Below are 19,925 nucleotides of genomic sequence, written 5' to 3' on the forward strand. Positions count from 1 at the left end.
TGTCGTTAATAAATTAAATGAATTCTTAATTTAAACTTTTAATTTTACAAATTCGTAACGGTTGATGAAATAATCGTCATTATTTTTTAAAAAATGGAGCAAGTTAAAAGAGACGGTATGATCTTAATTACTAAATAAAGATAGACAGAATAAAACTAGTCGTTCTTGCCAATAACTTTAAGAGTAGAGTTGTTGGTTTTAAGGTCTGAAAAATTCAAAACTAATAGATATGAAAATGTTTAATTAAAGATGAGGTTTATGCGACGTAGTGAGAGAAAACTTCCCTTTTATTACATGGATATGAAAATGATAGAATTGTTTACAATGATTAAATAAAAGAGGTTACAGTAGATGTTTTTAGTTGAATTTTAAATTAAAGGAGGTGGGTCGTTGTCAACTGAGGTAACCTATGAAATAGTAAGTTGTTTCATATCATTGACAGCGATGAGAATGTGGCATCAATAGTAGAACAAAAAATTAAAATTTTTGCATTAGGTGGGCTTGATGAAAACGGAAAAAACTTATACGTTGTAGAAGTAAATGATAAAATTTTCATTTTAGATGCAGGCTTAAAATACCCAACAGAGGACTTATTAGGAGTAGATGCAGTTATTCCTGATTTTACCTATTTAAAAGAGAATGCATCTCGCGTTCAAGGAGTGTTTTTATCACATGGTCATGAGGATCACATAGGAGCTATTCCACAACTTTTAAGCGTGATTAACGTTCCTGTTTACGGAACTCGATTAACGATGTCATTAGTAGAAGATGCATTAACGGAAAATGGATTAGACTATAAACAATATAAGCTTTATAAAATTCGTGAGAATAATGAGCTGTTCTTTGGGGAAATTAAAGTTACTTTCTTTAAAACGACTCATAGCATTCCTGATTCGGTCGCTATTTGTATTCATACAACGGATGGGGTCATTGTTTATACCTCTGATTTTACTTTTGATCAAAATGCAAAAGGACGTTATCAAACAAATTATGCTAAAATTTCTGAAATTTCGAAAGAGGGCGTTTTATGTTTACTTTCGGAGAGTATTAATGCGGATAAATCAGGTTATACCGGAGCGGGATCGGCGCTTCAATATGAGTTGGATGAGGCATTTTCACGTGCTAATGGACGTATTATTTGTTCGTTATATTCGTCTGACCTTTATCGCATTCAGTTAGTCATTGATTTAGCTGTTCAATATAAACGTAAAATTGCTATTATTGGGCGTAAAATGCAGCGTATCGTCGATATTGCGGTGAAATTAGGATATTTACGTATTCCAAAATCAATGTTAATGAACCTATTATATATTGATGAAAAAAACGATAATAATCTTTCAAACTTGGTAGTGTTAACAACAGGAAATCGTCATGAGCCATTCAATTCATTAACGAGAATGGCCAAACACCAAGATCGATTAATTCATATTGAAAAAACGGATATGGTGATTGTGGCTACACCTCCAATTCCGGGGAACGAAGTAAAGGCTGCCCGAACAATTGATATGCTTTATCGCACAGGGGCACAGGTGTTTGTTGTTAATAAGAATTTGTTACCTTCGTCTCATGCAAGTAGTGAAGATTTGAAGTTAATGATGAATTTATTAAAACCGCAATATGTGATGCCTGTTATTGGTGAGTATCGCAATTTAGTTGCTCATGCTAAGGTAGCAGAACAAATGGGGTATCGTCCTGAAAATATTATTTTATTAGATAATGGTGATGTTGTTGAATTTCAACAACGTGAATTGGTCAATCATACCGAGCATATTCAAATCGATCAGGTGTTGGTAGACGGCTTGGGTGTTGGTGACATTGGAAGTGTTGTCTTACGCGATCGTCAATTGATGGCGAATGATGGAATTATCGTTGTTATTGCGAATTTAAATAAAAATACGAAGGCTATTGTAGCGGGACCTCAGATTGTGAGCAAAGGATTTGTTTATGAAAAAGGGAACGAGGAACTTTATAAATTACTCGACGAATTAGTTCGTCAGATTATTGGGCAGTTTGTGACAGAACAGTATGTAAATTGGCAGGGGTTAAGACAGGAGCTACGAGATAAAGTAGGAAAGTTACTTTTCAATAAAACGAAACGTAAACCGATTATTATTCCAATTGTGGAAGAGTTTAATCTATAGAGAAAACTACCTTTCGATAAGAAAGGTAGTTTTTTTGTTATAGTTATGGAATGAGCATGAAAAAAGTTAAATTTTATGAGATAATAGAAGCAGTTTTTAAAGATGAAATGATTGAGGTAAGAGTATGGCAAGGAAAGAACGTAAAAAGAAAGTTAAATTAACAGGAATAGGGTATGAATTAGTTGGTATATTACTCGTCTTACTATCCATTTTAATGATTGGCCAACTAGGTATTATTGGGACTTTTTTGAAAAAATTAGGATTATTTTTAGTTGGAGAGTTTTTTTGGGTACTTACAATTGCGATGATAATTTATGGGTGGCGTTTTATTGTAAAACGACAAAGCCCTGGTCCGTTTAACTCGAAGCAAATAGGATGGGGATTAGTTTTCGTTTCGTTAATCGTTTTTAGTCATCTGCCGGTATACCGTGAATTTAAGGCGCATAATATTCCCATTCTTGAAGGGATGTTAAAATACTATTTTTCAAATGATATTTTAAATAATTCTTTTACGGCAGGAGGAGGATTGGCGGGTGCGATTATTTACGGATTACTTGTTCCTTTAGTCACAACAAATGGTCTGTATATTGTATCGTTATTTGTTCTTTGCTATGGAACATTACTGATTTTTGATTTAACAGTGAAAGATTTTTATGAAAAGGCTCGCGATTATCAGATGAAGCAACGTCAAAGTGTTCGACATAAAAAGCGTGTGCCAACAACAAGTAGAGAGCGTGTGAGGAAAACAGATGCAACGACTCACGAACCTGTAGTGACACTGCTAAATGAAAGTGTGGATGAAGAGGAACTGTTAGAAGTTGAGGAAACAGACGAAGAGGAACATATTGAGGAAGAAGAGTTTAAAATTAAAGAGTTTGATAAACACCAACCTTTAGTTGAACAAGAACCTATTCTTGAGACTGAAATACAAGTGTTAAAAGATGAGAATTATGTTCTTCCTCCTTTGGATCTACTTGTTGATTACCAACAGACTAATCATTCACAAAGATTGTTGGTGAGTGCTAAATCACAGGCGAGAAAACTAGAGGATACTTTTAAAAATTTTGACGTAAAGGCTAAGGTGCAGGAAGTTCATATTGGTCCTTCGGTTACACGATTTGAAATTCTACCTAATGTTGGCGTTAAAGTTAGTAAAATTTTAAATTTGACGGATGATATTGCACTTGCATTAGCCGCAAAAGGTATTCGAATTGAAGCGCCGATACCGGGAAAATCAGCGATTGGAATTGAAGTTCCTAATCCTAAACAAACGTTGGTAACATTCAAAGAAATTGTTAAAGAGGTTCCGCATAAACAGCAAAAGGAAAAATTATTGATGGTCCTTGGGAGAGATATTTCTGGAAAGACTGTTTATTCTCCATTAAATAAAATGCCTCACTTACTGGTTGCGGGAGCAACGGGATCTGGAAAATCAGTCTGCATCAATACTATTATTTGTAGTATCCTGATGCGCTCTACACCTAACGAGGTAAAGATGTTAATGATTGATCCTAAGAAAGTTGAGTTAAATGGCTATAATGGGATTCCCCATTTATTAGCCCCTGTTGTTACGGACCCACGCTTAGCCTCACTTGCACTTAAAAAGGTTGTTTCAGAGATGGAGTATCGTTACGAACTATTTAGCGAGAGCGGAACACGTAATATTGAAAGTTATAACGAATATGTGAGAGGTTATAATGAAGGAGAAGGCGGCCATAAAGCTCCTCTACCATTTATTGTTGTTATTATTGATGAGTTAGCTGATTTGATGATGGTGGCTTCAAAAGAGGTTGAGGAATGTATCATGCGTTTAACACAGATGGCACGTGCAGCTGGGATTCATTTAATTATTGCAACACAACGCCCATCAGTGGATGTTATTACCGGGGTTATCAAGGCTAATATTCCTTCGCGAATTGCTTTTGGGGTATCTTCGGCAGTTGACTCACGTACGATTATCGATATGCCAGGCGCTGAAAAATTACTTGGAAAAGGGGATATGCTATTTCTACCGATGGGAGCCTCTAATCCGACTCGTGTTCAAGGAGCATTTATTTCGGATGAAGAGGTTATTCGAATCGTCGAATTTATTAAGTCGCAAGTTGCCGTAGACGAGGTGAAGCAAGACTTTTTAGAAAACATTGAACAAATTCAAAATGAGGCCCAAACCCTTGAGGATCCACTGATGCGAGAGGTTTTAGCATATATTATTGAAACGAAGAAGGTATCAGCCTCACTTCTTCAACGGCGATTTAGAATTGGTTATAATCGGGCGGCACGAATTGTTGAAGATTTAGAGATGAATGGTTTAATTGGTCCGAGTGAGGGAAGCAAGCCACGAGAGGTTCTCATGACCGAAACCCAATATCACGAAATGATTACAAATCTATAATATGTGATTAAAAGAAGAGAGAGTTAGTAGAGCTTAAATATGGAAATAATTTTTTGAAATTGATTTAAATTTCTTATAAAAATTGATAAAATTTCTAATAATATTAATTGTCAATAAGAGTAATGAAAAATAAAAAAGTAAATATTCGATAAATATTTACAAAACATCCTCTTTTTGATAGACTTATTCAAGGAATTTTAGAACTAGGAGGATTATTATGAGAAAATTTACATCAATGTTCGTGATAATAATGGTTGCTGTGGTAATGTTAACAGCCTGCCAAAAGGATAAGGGTGGTTCAGATTCAACATCGGAAACGACTCAAGAGAAGTTTAAAGTTGGAATGATGATTGATTCGGGAACGATTGACGATAAGTCATTTAACCAAGGAACGTGGGAAGGAATTAAAGCATATATGAAAGACCACAAAGGGGTTAAAGGACAACACGTACAACCTAGTGGTGAAACGACAGCAGATTATTTAAGTGCAGCAGATAATTTAATGATGGCTGGAAATAATGTCATTGTTGCACCTGGATTTAAATTTGAGGAGGCAATTACAGAGCTTCAAACTGCTAATCCAGATATTTCTTTTGTTATTTTAGAAGGGGAACCTAAACCTCTTGGAGAAAATACATTATCTATTTTCTTTGCAGAGCAAGAAGCAGGATTTTTATCAGGAGTAGCGGCAGCGTTACAATCACAAACAGGTAAAGTAGGGTTTATCGGTGGGATGCAAATTCCAGCTGTTGAACGTTTTGGTTGGGGATATGTAGCGGGTGTTGCTTATGCAAATGCAACATTTGGAACAAATGTTGAAGTAGCTGACTATCAATATCAAGGAACTTTCCACGACGTTCAAGGTGGACAAATGATGGCCGGTGGAATGTATGATAAAGGAATTGATATCATCTTCTCAGCAGCAGCGGCAGTTGGAAATGGTGTTATTAATGAGGCGAAGGCTCGTACAGAAAATGGTGAGAATGTTTATGTTATTGGTGTAGATGTTGATCAATATGATGAAGGATTAATGAGTGACGGACATTCTGTTGTGTTAACTTCGGCAATTAAACAGGTCGGAACGGCCGTATATGATGCTTTAAAAGCGTATGGCGAAGGAAAATTCCCTGGTGGAAAAATCATCACGATGGATGCTAAAACAGATGGAATTGGACTGCCAGAAAAGAATCCTAATTTAAGTACGGAAACACAAGAAAAAGTGGATCAAGTCTTAGCGCAAATTAAAACGGAAGAAATTACTGTTCCAGCGACTGCTGATGCATTAGAATCTTATTTATCTCAAGTTGGATACGATGCGAGTACAATTAATTATAAATAATTAATTAATAATTTTTCAAAGAGTGATACCTAAAATGTTGGGTATCGCTTTTTTTGGCTATATATTGGGGAAAGTAAATAGAAATAGAGAAAATTGTCTTTTTCTATAAAAAAATACAGTTATATATTTACAATGAAAGTAGAATTTGTTACACTAATAGTGTATTTTTTATGAGGAGGCCATACAAAAATGAAAAAGAAATTTTCTATGCTAACAGTTGCTCTTGCAGCAACATTAGGTTTAGTTGCTTGCGGTAAAGGGGCAGCTGATCAATCATCACAAGGAGAGTCAGCAGACGCAAAACTTAAAGTGGGAATGATGACAGATTCTGGAACAATTGATGATAAATCGTTTAACCAAGGAACGTGGGAAGGAATTGAGCGTTACCAAGAGGAAAATAAAACGATTGTATCAAAATATATTAAACCTTCTGGGGAAGCAACTCAAGATTACTTAGAGGCAGCAAATAATTTATTGGCATCTGGTCATGAAATGATTATTGCACCAGGATTTAAATTTGAGGAAGCAATTGCTCAATTACAAGCTGAAAACCCAGATAAAAAGTTTTTAATCATTGACGGACAACCAACAGGTGGAGTTGCTGAAAATACGGCAGCTATTTACTTCGCAGAACAAGAAGGCGGATTTTTAGCAGGTGTTGCAGCTGCATTAGAAACAAAAACAAATAAAGTTGGATTTATCGGTGGAATGGTTATTCCAAGTGTGCAAAACTTTGGATATGGATTTGCGATGGGGGTTGCCTACGCAAATGCAAACTTAGGAACAAATGTTGAAATTGCAGATTATTTATATAACGGGACATTCGATGACGTAGCGGGTGGAAAAGCTCAAGCAGGTGGAATGTACGATAAAGGAATCGATATTATTTTCGTAGCGGCTGGTGGAGTCGGAAACGGAGTTATTGCTGAAGGTAAAGAGCGTGCAGAAGCTGGGAAAGATGTTCATGTTATTGGTGTAGATGTTGATCAATATGAAGATGGTCTTTTATCAGATGGAAGTTCAGTTATTTTAACGTCAGCTATTAAACGCATTGATAATGCTGCATACACAAAAATTGATGAAGTAGTTAAAGGGACATTTGAAGGTGGAAAAGTCATTACAATGAATGCTCAAAATGATGGAATTGGATTACCAGAAGAAAATCCAAATTTATCAGAATCTTCAAAAGAAAAATTAAATGAAGTTTTAGCTTCATTAAAGTCTGGAGATTTAGTTCTTCCAAATGAATTAAGCGAGGTAGAGAATAAGTTAGCTGAATACGGTTATAACTTTGAATCACTTAATTTATCAGGGAAATAAAAATTAAAATTAATACGTTAAAATTTTGGGAGAGCCCTAGTAATTTGAAAAAATTACTAGGGCTCCTTTTTTATTAGAGGTTTAAGTTTGTTGAACAAGTGAAAGGTGTAAACTACCCAGGTCCCCTACTTACAATGTTCGAGGCGGAGGGAACGTTTATAAATTTATGAAAAATCGCTCTTTTTCGCAGCTTAGGATTGTTTTATTTAAGATTCGGGATACCTAGAAGGGAAAATGTAAGGTGACTATTTCTGAATTAAATCAGTATTGAAATGAAAATAGATAAAGAATTAAGGGGGGGATTTGGAGGTATTAGGTGTAAAGGGTAATGAAACTTCCTCAAGAGGATATTTGGGTTGGTTCAACTATGTTAGAAACGACCATCTGGAGAATGTGATTAGTAATTAGGGAATATTTCCCTGGAGTAAATCGGCCATTTAACGAGGAGATCGATGTACTAAGGTAAAAAATAGAAGGAAAAGTAACTAAGATTAGAGTTAATTGTAAATAGGAGGAATAAGGTGATAAAAACTTACAAGATTCGCTATTTTTTTATTGATTAGTCTATTTAAATTATTCTATAATAAATAGGAATAGGTGATTTTAGATGATGGCACCTATAGCCTAAATGTTTCATAGACTCAGTTTTGCTTGATGGTTGAATAGAGATCTTTATTGAGGGAGATCGCGACAATCTTCTTTTATGGTAAAATTGCCAGGTAGGATCAGAAGACTTGGATTAGAACATAAAGGGTACGACCGAGGACAGGACAAAGTACAAAGAAAGGGGTAAAGCGATGGAATATGTAATTGAAATGCTCAATATTACAAAAGAGTTTCCGGGAATTAAGGCAAATGATAATATTACGTTGCAAGTAGAGCCAGGAGAAATCCATGCCCTTTTAGGGGAAAATGGAGCGGGTAAATCAACCTTAATGAGTGTTTTATTTGGAATGTATAAGCCAGATGGCGGATGTATTAAGGTGCGAGGAAAGGAAGTAAAAATTACAAATCCGAATGTTGCAACAGAGCTTGGAATCGGAATGGTTCATCAACATTTTAAACTCGTTCATAACTTTACGGTGACAGAAAATATTATTCTAGGAAGTGAACCAACGTTATTTGGCGGATGTGTTGATATTAAAAAGGCGGCGAAACGTGTGGCTGAGTTATCAAAACGCTATAATTTACACGTGGATCCTTATGCGAAAATTGAGGATATATCTGTTGGGATGCAACAGCGCGTCGAAATTTTAAAAATGCTTTATCGTAATGCAGATATTTTAATTTTTGATGAACCGACAGCTGTCTTAACTCCACAAGAAATTGATCATTTAATGAAAATTATGAAACAATTAACGGCAGAAGGAAAGTCGATTATTGTCATTACACATAAGTTGAAAGAAATTAAGACGATTGCCAAACATTGTACGATTATTCGTAAAGGAAAGGGAATTGGGACGGTTGTCGTTGATGAGGTCACAGAACAAGATTTAGCTGATTTAATGGTTGGACGAAAAGTGACATTTAAACTAGATAAGAAAGAAGCTAAAATGGGTGCACCAGTTCTTGAAGTTAATGATTTATGTGTGAAAAATGCCCGTGGTGTAGATGCTTTAAAACAGCTATCTTTAACAGTATACGAAGGTGAGATTGTAGGAGTTGCGGGAATTGAGGGAAATGGTCAAACAGAACTCATCGAAGCGATTACGGGATTACGCCCAGCTGATCGGGGGACGGTGAAGTTAGGTGGAGAGGATATCAGTCGATTATCTGTACGTAAAAGAACAGAAGCTGGTATTGGACATATTCCTGAGGATCGCCATAAGCATGGGCTTGTTTTAGAGTATTCACTAGAAGATAACTTTATTTTGCAAACGTATTATCAACAACCTTTTAGTAAAGGTGGGATTTTAAATCGTCAAGCAATTAGAGAGCAATCGGAAATGCTGATTCAACGTTTTGATGTCCGCAGTGGACAGGGAAGCCAGACAATTACGCGCAGTATGTCGGGTGGAAATCAACAAAAAGCAATTATTGGACGTGAAGTTGTTCGTTCACCAAAATTATTGATTGCGGCACAACCAACACGTGGACTTGATGTCGGTGCGATTGAGTATGTTCATCGTGAATTAATTGAAGAGCGTGATAAGGGACGTGGCGTCCTGTTAATTTCTCTGGAGTTAGACGAAATTTTAAATGTTTCTGATCGAATTGCCGTTATTTATGAAGGTGAGATTGTAGGAATTTTAGATGCGGCAAAAACGAATGAACAAGAAATTGGATTATTAATGGCGGGTGCCGGACGTGAAAGAGGTGAACAGTAATGAAGAACATGAAGTTTAATTTGTCGGATGATGCTGTTCAGAAGAAATTAGCACCGTTTGCTTCAGTTATTCTTGGATTTTTAGTTGGGTTTATCGTTTTATTCTTGATTGGGTATAATCCATTTGAAGGATTTACTTATTTATTTCAAGGTGGGTTTAAAGGAATTTTATCAGGTAATTTAAAACAGTTCGGAAATGGATTGTTACAGATGACCCCATTAGTTTTGACAGGATTATCGGTGGCCTTTGCATTTAGAACGGGACTGTTTAACATCGGAGTTCCGGGTCAGATGTTAGTTGGTGGATTTATGGCTGTTTACTTAGGGGTAACGCTTGATTTACCACGAATGATTCATTTGATTGTTGTAATTTTAGGGGCTATGATTGCCGGTGGTATTTGGGCAATTGTTCCCGGAATTTTAAAAGCAAAATTTAAGATTCATGAAGTAGTAACTTCAATTATGATGAACTATATTGCGCTATGGAGCGTGCAATATGCGGTGAAAACATTAATTCCTGGAAAGTATTCTACAGAATCGGCAACAATTGCAGAAACAGCATCTTTAAAAATGGCTGCTATGACTGAATTCTTTAGTGGTTCTGCTGTAAATTTAGGATTAATCTTTGCGATTATTGCTTGCTTTATCATTTGGTTTATCCTTGAAAAAACAACTTTTGGTTATGAATTAAAGGCCGTTGGATATAATCATCATGCAGCAGAATATGCAGGGATGAAGGCTACACGAAACGTAATTCTTTCAATGATCATTGCAGGGATTTTAGCTGGACTTGCTGGAGCGACGTTTTATGTCGGGTATACGGATCATATCAAAGTTGGGGTGTTACCAACGCAAGGGTATGATGGAATTGCGGTAGCCTTACTTGGATTAAATACACCAATTGGGGTCTTTTTATCAGCAGCTTTATTTGGATTTATGAAAGTTGGGGGAGCATTTATGCAAGCCATGACTGAGATTCCGAGTGAATTGATTGATATTATTATTTCAACGATTATATACTTCTCAGCCATTTCATTATTACTCCAAAGCTTCTTTAAAAAAATAGCTTCTAAGAAAAAAGACGGAGGTGCTAAATAATGTGGGATTTTATTGTTTCAATGATGCCGTATGCCTTTGCCTTTACAGCGCCAATGTTAGTGACAGCTTTAGGTGGTCTATTTAGTGAGCGTAGTGGGGTTGTCAATATCGGCCTTGAAGGATTAATGATTGTTGGTGGATTTACGACAGCATTATTTATTAATCAATATTATGCAGGAAGCGATGCAACGATTTGGATTGGTATTTTACTCGGTGGATTGGCTGGTTGTGCCTTTTCATTGCTCCATGCTTATGCAAGTATTAATTTAAAAGCCGATCAAGTTATTTCCGGAACAGCTATTAACTTATTGGCTCCCGCGTTAACTATTTTCCTAGCGCGAACACTGACAGGAAGTCAGAATATAAGTATTGTTAAAGGTGTTTCACGTTTAGATGTTCCTATTTTATCTAAAATTCCGGTTATTGGTCCTCTATTCTTTAGTAAAATGTATGCGACAACCTTTATTGTTTTAGGATTAGTGGTGCTAGCGTGGTATATTATATTTAAAACTTCATTCGGCTTACGATTACGTGCATGTGGGGAGCATCCACAAGCGGCAGATTCGATGGGGATTAACGTCTATAAAATGCGTTATATCGGTGTGTTAGCCTCTGGTTTCTTAGCAGGACTTGGAGGTGCGATTATTATTGTAACGACATCGAATGAATACAATGGTTCAGTAGCTGGGCTTGGATTCTTGGCTCTTGCAGCTCTTATCTTTGGTAAATGGAATCCATGGGGAGTTTTATTTGCGTCGTTTTTCTTTGGATTTATGAAAACATTAGGTCAGTTAGCGATTATTAATGATACATTAAAGTCATTTGAAATTCCGATGGAATTTTATAACGCGTTACCTTACGTGATGACATTAGTTGCTCTAATGGTCTTTAGTCGTAATATAGTTGGACCAAAAGCAGCTGGAGAACCATACGATAAAGGGAAACGTTAATTTAATAATTAAGATAGCCCCTCGCTTATTATCGTGGGTGGATGGTAGGTAAGTAAACTAACTAGTTTAGTTTATTTACCTTTTTTATTTATAGTACTGAAGAAGGCGAAACTTATCAAATATTGCTTATCTTTAAGATTTTGCTTATAATAAAGAATAGAATAGGGGTCGAATGTTCGATAATAGAGTAAACGATCCCTATTAAATTAAAGGTTATGTGTCAAAAGATGATCTCAAATAATGCGTGTAAAATAATGAATATTTTTCTATCATCCGGTTTAATCCCTTCTCGTATCAAAAATTATGAGTTTTTTTATGAGTGGCGCTATAAATGTTTTAATGTTTTTATGTGAGGCTGTATCGTACTAGGTGGAGGAGCCTTTATAATAAAGATGGGATTCCCTATAGTTTGATGAATTAAACCGTAGTAAAGTATGAGAAAATTGGAGGTTTCAAAAATGAGTTTAAATAAAGGAAAAAAAGTTATCGTCGGAATGTCAGGTGGTGTTGACTCGTCAGTTGCTGCGTACTTATTAAAAGAGCAAGGTTATGATGTCGAAGGTGTTTTTATGAGAAATTGGGATAGTGCCGCAAATTCGGACGTATTAGGAAATCCTACCGTTAATGATGCGGTCTGTCCACAGGAAGTAGATTATATGGACGCTAAGGCAGTCGCCGATCAGTTAGGAATTAAACTTCATCGTGTGGATTTTGTTCAAGAGTATTGGGATCGCGTCTTTATGTATTTCTTAGACGAGTATAAGGCGGGCCGCACCCCGAATCCAGATATTATGTGTAATAAAGAAGTGAAGTTTAAAGCCTTTTTAGACTATGCGATGGGGCTTGGCTGCGATTATATTGCTATGGGACATTATGCGCGTGTTGAACATGGCGAAGAGGTGAGAATGTTACGTGGGGTTGATAACAACAAAGACCAGACGTACTTCTTAAGCCAATTAACACAAGCACAGCTTAGTAAAACGTTATTTCCAGTCGGGGAATTACAAAAGTCTGAGGTTCGTGAAATTGCCGAAAAGTTGGATTTAGCAACGGCTAAAAAGAAGGATTCAACAGGAGTTTGTTTTATTGGTGAACGTAATTTCACCCAATTTTTACAAAACTATTTACCCGCACAACCTGGGACTATGCAAACATTAGACGGGGAAGTTTTAGGTGAACATATCGGACTGATGTATTATACAATTGGGCAACGAAAAGGACTGGGTATTGGTGGTAAAGGTGATGCTTGGTTTGTTATTGGAAAAGATTTAGAAAAAAATATTTTATATGTGGGTCAAGGTTTTGAGAATGAATATGTTTATGCAGATGAAGCACACGTATCAAATGTCAACTGGATTCCAACAGAGAAGTTTAAAGGCGTTTTTAAATGCACGGCTAAATTCCGCTATCGTCAACCCGATGTTCCAGTTGAACTTGAATGGATGGAAGGGGAACTATTAAGGGTTCGACTTTTAGATCCGGTTCGTGCAGTAACCCCTGGACAGGCAGCTGTCTTTTATTTAGGGGATGTATGCCTAGGTGGTGGACGTATCGAGGCAGCCTTTAAAGACGGTGAGCGTCGAATGTATTAAGAGAGGGTGACGTTGATGGAAGAAGTCAACTCAATTCAGGGAATATTTTTAGATTCAATCTTTTATAACGAGGATAATGGTTTTTCAATAGGAACAATAGTAGTTACTGAACACCAATGTTCCGAGGATCAAATTCAATTAGCGTACAAAGTTGTAGATGAAAAAGTATGTGAAGCGATTGGTTTAACGGAAAATAAAACTTATTACAAGGTGACAGTATCGGGTTATTTTCCTAAGTTAACAGAAAATAAAATGTATCGATTTAAGGGGAATCTAATCAAACATCCGAAGTATGGGTGGCAGTTTCAGGTGAATGCCTACGAAAGTATCGCTGTTAAGGGGAAATCTTCTCTCGTGCATTACTTAAGTAGCGATATTTTTGAAGGGATCGGACAAAAGACGGCTGAAAAAATTGTTGAAACACTTGGGGACGACGCGATTAATGTGATTTTAAACAATCGCGAAGCGTTAGAGAAAGTACCGAAGCTATCAAAAAAATTGGCAGATAAGCTATATGCGACGTTGGTTGATCAGCAGGGGACTGAGCAAATTTTAGCTCCTCTTTATGGATACGATTTAAGTCCGAAACTTGTCATGAAAATTTTCAAACGATATCAATACCAGGCGTTAGAAATAATTAAAGAGAACCCCTATCGGCTTATTGAGGATATTGAAGGAGTCGGATTTTTACGGGCAGACGAATTGGCAAAAAGATTAGGTATTTCATTGGATGATCCACGTCGAATTCGTGCCGCACTTCTATATGTACTAGATCAAATCGCTATTCAAAGAGGGCATACGTATGTCTATCATAAGCAACTCGTACAAAGTGCTCTTCAGTATTTAAATCAAAAATCTGCTCAACTTCTTGATTTTTCTCAGATTGACCAACAAATTCAATCACTTATTCAGAAGAAAAAAATTTATATTGAAGGCGAATTCTTATTTATTCCGTTACTCGTAAATAGTGAAAAGGGAATCGTTGAATCGATTTTAAGGTTACAGACAAAAGATTCGATTAATGATAAGGAACTAGAGGAAGTAATGAAACGGTTGGTCAAGGAGATGTCAATCACGTATTCGAAGGAACAAGAAGAGGCTATTCAAATGGCTCTAAAATATCCGGTAAGTATTATTACAGGGGGACCTGGAACTGGAAAAACTACAGTGGTACAAGGAATTTTAAAGGCTTATTCCTTACTACATAAAATCACACTTGATCCTAGCCAATACGCAACCTCTGAAAAGAAATTTCCAATTGCGTTAGCTGCCCCGACGGGGCGCGCTGCTAAGCGGATGACGGAAACGACGACATTAAAGGCCTCAACTATTCATCGGCTACTTGGATATGGTGTTGACGGTGTTTTTCAACATGATGAGTTTTCTCAATTAGATTATGATTTAATTATTATTGATGAGAGTTCAATGTTAGATACACTGCTTGCCTTTCAGCTGTTTCAATGTATTAAAACGGGTGCTCAAGTCATTTTAGTAGGAGACGATAATCAATTGCCATCGGTAGGTCCAGGGCAAGTTTTAAAGGATTTAATTGAAAGTGGGGCCATTCCATTAACGCGTTTGACAACAGTACACCGACAGGCGCAAGATTCATCGATTATTGCGTTAGCTCATGCTGTAAAGAATAATCGGCTACCAAACGACTTAAGAGAAAAAAAGCCAGATCGTTTATATGTTGAATCACCGCATCAACAAATACCGCTTTACTTGAAGAAGATTGTTGAAAATGCACTTTCAAAAGGGTATACGGCAAACGACGTTCAGGTGTTAGTTCCGATGTATCGTGGAGAATGTGGTATTGACGCGATTAATGAAATGTTGCAGGCAATCTTTAACCCTCCTGATGATTCAAATAAAAGGGAAATGGCGTTTGGTCAACGTATTTTTCGGATTGGGGATAAAGTATTACAATTATCTAATCAACCCGAAACGGGGGTCATGAATGGCGATGTTGGTGAAGTTATCGGGATCTCTTATAAAAATGAAAATGAAGAAAAGGAAGATCAGCTGATTGCTTGTTTTGATTCAAAAGAAGTAAGTTATAAAAAAGGCGATTTGCAAAATTTAACTCATGCCTATTGTGTTTCTGTTCACAAGTCTCAAGGTTCGGAATACCCGATTGTCATTTTACCAATGACCCATGCTTATCATGTCATGCTTCAAAAAAAATTAATTTATACTGCCATCACTCGGGCTAAAAAATCACTCATTATTATTGGGGAGTATTTAGCATTGGATAAAGGGGTAAAAAATGAAGGCGATGAACGTCAAACCACGTTAAAATTACGTTTTGAAATGCAAAAGGAACAGTCACCAATTACTAATCCATTTGAAGATTATTTTAAGGAGCATGAGATTCCATTTGAATATTTGGATGAGGTGGAACTTGAAGGAGTCACGCCGTATGATTTTATGGACGATGTAGGATAAATTTTCTTTTGCGAATATTAACATAAAAAATAAAAAATAAACCAAACTAAAACTATCATGTTGAAGTGAGGTGAATGGTATGAAAAAAGCGGTTTTACTATTATTATTTATCGTGGTGTTTATTGCAACAGTGGCATATCAAGAAGATCCATGTCATTATAAAAAACAATTTCAACGTCAGATGAAAAAATACCGAAAAAATATTGGATGTTGGCAAGATTACCTTCATGATATGATGCCATTTTAAAAGAACCTCCCTTAGGGGAGGCTCTTTTAAATTAAATGAAGAATTTTTTGATCGATAGATATACGAAATATAAAAAAAAGCTTGAAACTCTGACGTAAAATCGTTAAAATAGAGTCGAATAACAAAATGTTGATAGAAGAAAGTAGAGATTTGTAATTCCACAGAGAGGGGTTTCTAGGCTGAGATAAACCCTAATGAAAAATACTCGAAAGCTACTTCTTGAGTGTAGGTAAAACCTATCGGTTAGCACCGTTATCGCCTTTAAGTGTTGTTTTTTTAGATAAAAACAAAAATAAGGTGGTACCGCGTTCACATCGTCCTTAGTTTATAAGGGCTTTTTTTATACTCATTTTAAGAGGTGATAAACGATGAAATATATGACAGGTTCAGAAATTCGATCAATGTATTTAAATTTCTTTAAATCTAAAGGGCATATGATCGAGCCAGGGGCATCATTAGTTCCAGCAAATGATCCAACTTTACTATGGATTAATAGTGGGGTCGCAGCGTTAAAGAAGTATTTCGATGGTCGTGAAATTCCAAACAACCCACGAATTACAAATGCACAGAAATCAATTCGTACAAATGATATTGAAAATGTAGGAAAAACAGCTCGTCACCATACATTCTTTGAAATGTTAGGAAATTTTTCAATCGGTGATTATTTCCGTGAGGAGGCTGTTACTTGGGGATGGGAATTATTAACTTCTCCAGAATGGTTTGGTTTTGATAAGGATTTACTTTATGTAACGGTGTATCCAAGTGACAAAGAAACGTATGATTTATGGATTAAACTTGGAGTTAAACCAGAACATATCGTGAAATTAGAGTATAATTTCTGGGAAATTGGAGAAGGTCCATGTGGTCCTAATACAGAGATTTTCTTTGATCGTGGTCCAAAATATGATCCAGAAAATATTGGACTCCGTTTATTGGAGGAAGATATTGAAAATGATCGTTACATTGAAATTTGGAATATTGTTTTTTCACAATTTAATTCTAAAGAAGGATTAGATCGTAGTGAGTATCCGTTGCTTCCGAATCAAAATATAGATACCGGGATGGGGCTTGAACGTATGGCTTGCGTCTTACAAGGGGTAGAAACTAATTTCGATACCGATTTATTTATGCCAATTATCAAAAAAACAGAACAAATTTCAGGTGTGAAATACACGAATGAAACGGCTGTTGCTTTTAAAGTTATTGCCGATCATGTAAGAACCGTAACATTTGCGGTGGCTGATGGGGCGTTACTCTCAAACGAAGGAAGAGGTTACGTCTTACGTCGTTTACTTCGCCGCGCTGTTCGTTATGGTAAAAATTTAGGAATTGATCGTGCGTTTATGTATGAGTTAGTCCCTGTTGTAGCGGATATCATGAAAGATTATTATCCATACGTGTTAGATAAAATTGAACTCGTTCAAAAGGTGATTAAGTCTGAAGAGGATCGTTTCCGTCAAACACTTGCTGATGGAGAAAAAATCTTAAATGATTTAATGGCGAAAAGTAAGACAAAAATTATCTCAGGGAAAGATGCCTTTATGCTTTACGATACGTATGGATTCCCGTATGAATTAACATTAGAGTATGCGGAAGAGTCAGGTTTTAGTGTTGATAAAGATAGGTTTGATCAAGAGATGCAGGCTCAACGAGACCGTGCACGTAACGCTCGCGAAGATGTAGCAAGTATGCAATCTCAAAATGAGGCGCTTATGAATTTTAAAACACCATCGACGTTTGTTGGATATGATCAATATACATCAGAAGGTCAAGTGATTTTATTATTAAAAGATGGTGAAGTTGTAGAGTCATTATCGGGACAAGGTCAAGTGATTTTAGATAGCACGCCATTTTACGCAGAAAGTGGAGGGCAGGTAGCTGATAGAGGAACGATGGTATCTCAACAGGCAACGGTAGAAGTGCAAGATGTTATTAAGGCGCCAAATGGTCAACACTTACACACAATAAACGTTGAGGGAATCCTGTCTTTAAATGACCGTGTTAAGTCCTCAATTACAGTGAATGATCGCTTGGCTTTAACGAAAAACCATACAGCGACACATTTATTACATCAAGCATTAAAAGATGTAATTGGTGATCATGTGAATCAAGCGGGGTCATTAGTATCAGCTGGGCGTTTACGTTTTGATTTCACAAATATGCAAGGTCTAACGGCTGAAGAGTTACAACGTATCGAATCCATTGTGAATGAAAAAATTTGGGCTTCACTTCCAGTTCAAGTGTTTGAAAAATCGATTGATGAGGCAAAGGCGATGGGTGCAATGGCCTTATTTAGTGAAAAATATGGAGATGTTGTACGTGTCGTTAAAGCTGGGGAGTATAGCATCGAATTGTGCGGTGGATGTCACGTCACAAATACTTCAGAAATTGGGTTGTTTAAAATTATTTCTGAATCTGGAATTGGTGCCGGAACGCGTCGAATTGAAGCGGTAACCTCTCAAGCGGCGTATGAATATATGAATCACTTTATTACACGATTTACAAACGTATCAGAAACGCTTAAAACGAAACCGGCGCTACTTGAAGAACGAGTTGCGGGAGTTTTAGACGAAGTAAAAGAGCTTCATCGTGAGAATGAATCATTAAAATCTAAATTATCGCATTTAAAAATGAAAGAAATTGTTCATAATACACATGAGGTTAATGGATTAACGGTTTTAACAGCGCAATTAATGGACGTAGATATGAATCATCTTCGTCAAATGGTAGATGAGTTTAAACAACAATTAGACTCAGCTGTTATCGTTTTAGCAAGTGCCTCAGAAGGAAAAGTAGCTATTTCTTGTGGGGTAACGGCAGACTATGTTAAACAAGGTGTCCATGCCGGTAAAATTGTTAAGGAAGTAGCAAGCGTTTGCGGCGGTGGTGGTGGTGGCCGTCCAGATATGGCACAAGCTGGAGCTAAAGATATCACTAAAATTGCAGATGCCTTATTAAGCGTTGACGAATGGTTAAAAAATAACTTATAGTTCTTTTCATCCTCAATGCAATATTGTAAAATAGGATTAAGGACTATTTATGGGTGGTGAATATGATGATCTCAAATCATACGATGATGCTAAATGAGGCACTTGAGGATAAATTAAATCAAAATGAAACAGTTGAGTTAATTTTAGTCGATGTCTTTGAGGCATTAAAAACAAAGGGATATAACCCCATTAATCAAGTGGTTGGATACTTGATTTCAGGAGACCCTGCATATATTTCAAGTTATCAGGGAGCACGTAATAAAATCCAACAAATTGAACGTGATGAAATCTTAGAAGTTTTATTAGAAAAATTTGTTGAAACAAGAAAATGAAAACACTTGGATTAGATTTAGGAACACGTACGTTAGGTATCGCGATTAGTGATGCATTAGGTATGATGGCTCACGGGGTCGAAACGTTCCGTTTTGAAGAGAATCATTATAAAAAAGCAATTTTACACGTTCAACAATTAGTAAAAACACAACATGTTTCAAAAATCGTTTTAGGACTGCCTAAAAACATGAATGGTTCAATCGGAGAGCGCGGTCAGGCGACACAAGAGTTTGCTAAAAAACTTGAGGAGGCAACAAGCGTTCCAGTAATTTTATGGGATGAACGGCTAACGACGATGCAAGTTGAACGCGTATTAATCCAAGCGGATGTAAGTCGTGGGAAACGTAAAAAAGTTGTTGATAAAATGGCTGCAACCATCATTTTACAAAGCTATCTGGATTCAAGCCAGGCACGTTCATTCGTGTAATAATAAAATAAGAGGTGTTAACAATGTTAGATGAAAATCAATTAACAGTTATTGACGAAAACGGAAATGAATTATTATGTGAAATTTTATTTACATTTGATTCAGATGACTATAATAAATCATATGTCGTTTACTACCCAGTAGGGGCAGAGCACGAGGATGCTGATGGAAATGTTGATTTACATGTTTCAGCTTATATTCCAAGTAATAATAACGAAGGTGGAGAATTATTACCTGTAGAAACAGATGCAGAATGGGATATGATTGAAGAAGTAATTAATACATTTTTAGCTGACGAAGAGGCTGAAAGTGCAGAATAATT

General features: G+C 36.4%; 14 protein-coding genes and 1 other annotated feature. All 14 genes read left to right on the forward strand.

What is annotated here, in order from left to right:
* Positions 1 to 452: 452 nt before the first annotated feature.
* The 14 genes from AC6I0I_RS05305 (at position 453) to AC6I0I_RS05370 (ending at position 19,923) form a co-directional block, all read left to right on the forward strand.
* Entirely contained in the window at positions 453 to 2,141 is a 1,689-nt protein-coding gene (locus tag AC6I0I_RS05305) for a ribonuclease J (protein WP_262953743.1), read from the forward strand.
* A 124-nt stretch (positions 2,142 to 2,265) separates the two neighbouring features.
* A complete protein-coding gene (locus AC6I0I_RS05310; protein ID WP_262953744.1) occupies positions 2,266 to 4,533 on the forward strand; it encodes an FtsK/SpoIIIE family DNA translocase in 2,268 nt (755 codons plus the stop codon).
* Positions 4,534 to 4,750: 217 nt separating this feature from the next.
* Positions 4,751 to 5,872 carry a BMP family lipoprotein gene (locus AC6I0I_RS05315; RefSeq protein ID WP_262953745.1) on the forward strand — a complete coding sequence of 374 codons (1,122 nt, stop codon included), beginning with the start codon at positions 4,751 to 4,753 and terminating at the stop codon, positions 5,870 to 5,872.
* A 189-nt stretch (positions 5,873 to 6,061) separates the two neighbouring features.
* The gene (locus AC6I0I_RS05320; protein ID WP_262953746.1) at positions 6,062 to 7,192 is read left to right on the forward strand and encodes a BMP family lipoprotein; all 1,131 of its coding nucleotides are present in this window, start codon (positions 6,062 to 6,064) and stop codon (positions 7,190 to 7,192) included.
* A 797-nt stretch (positions 7,193 to 7,989) separates the two neighbouring features.
* Positions 7,990 to 9,519, forward strand: a complete 1,530-nt coding sequence (locus tag AC6I0I_RS05325; RefSeq protein WP_262953747.1) for an ABC transporter ATP-binding protein — start codon at positions 7,990 to 7,992, stop codon at positions 9,517 to 9,519.
* On the forward strand, positions 9,519 to 10,616 hold the full coding sequence (locus AC6I0I_RS05330; protein WP_161831856.1) for an ABC transporter permease: 1,098 nt from the start codon (positions 9,519 to 9,521) through the stop codon (positions 10,614 to 10,616). The genes AC6I0I_RS05325 and AC6I0I_RS05330 overlap by 1 nt, the downstream gene beginning before the upstream one ends.
* Positions 10,616 to 11,566, forward strand: a complete 951-nt coding sequence (locus AC6I0I_RS05335; protein ID WP_161831855.1) for an ABC transporter permease — start codon at positions 10,616 to 10,618, stop codon at positions 11,564 to 11,566. Before AC6I0I_RS05330 ends, AC6I0I_RS05335 begins: the two co-directional genes overlap by 1 nt.
* Before the next feature lie 458 nt (positions 11,567 to 12,024).
* Positions 12,025 to 13,158: a tRNA 2-thiouridine(34) synthase MnmA gene (gene mnmA / locus AC6I0I_RS05340; RefSeq protein ID WP_262951039.1), complete on the forward strand. Its 1,134-nt coding sequence runs from the start codon at positions 12,025 to 12,027 to the stop codon at positions 13,156 to 13,158.
* 15 nt (positions 13,159 to 13,173) lie between these two features.
* Entirely contained in the window at positions 13,174 to 15,606 is a 2,433-nt protein-coding gene (gene recD2 / locus AC6I0I_RS05345; protein ID WP_262953748.1) for an SF1B family DNA helicase RecD2, read from the forward strand.
* A gap of 79 nt (positions 15,607 to 15,685) precedes the next feature.
* Positions 15,686 to 15,853 (forward strand): hypothetical protein, encoded by a 168-nt coding sequence (locus AC6I0I_RS05350; protein WP_262951036.1) that lies wholly within the window; start codon positions 15,686 to 15,688, stop codon positions 15,851 to 15,853.
* 120 nt (positions 15,854 to 15,973) lie between these two features.
* Positions 15,974 to 16,178: a binding site (T-box leader), on the forward strand.
* A 43-nt stretch (positions 16,179 to 16,221) separates the two neighbouring features.
* Complete coding sequence (alaS, locus tag AC6I0I_RS05355) at positions 16,222 to 18,843, forward strand: alanine--tRNA ligase (protein ID WP_262953749.1); 2,622 nt, start codon at positions 16,222 to 16,224, stop codon at positions 18,841 to 18,843.
* A 62-nt stretch (positions 18,844 to 18,905) separates the two neighbouring features.
* Entirely contained in the window at positions 18,906 to 19,175 is a 270-nt protein-coding gene (locus tag AC6I0I_RS05360; RefSeq protein ID WP_317452439.1) for an IreB family regulatory phosphoprotein, read from the forward strand.
* On the forward strand, positions 19,172 to 19,603 hold the full coding sequence (gene ruvX, locus AC6I0I_RS05365) for a Holliday junction resolvase RuvX (protein ID WP_161832519.1): 432 nt from the start codon (positions 19,172 to 19,174) through the stop codon (positions 19,601 to 19,603). Before AC6I0I_RS05360 ends, ruvX begins: the two co-directional genes overlap by 4 nt.
* Positions 19,604 to 19,626: 23 nt before the next feature.
* On the forward strand, positions 19,627 to 19,923 hold the full coding sequence (locus tag AC6I0I_RS05370; protein WP_161832520.1) for a DUF1292 domain-containing protein: 297 nt from the start codon (positions 19,627 to 19,629) through the stop codon (positions 19,921 to 19,923).
* Positions 19,924 to 19,925 lie beyond the last annotated feature (2 nt).

The organism is Turicibacter sp. St.80E1, from assembly GCF_059728495.1.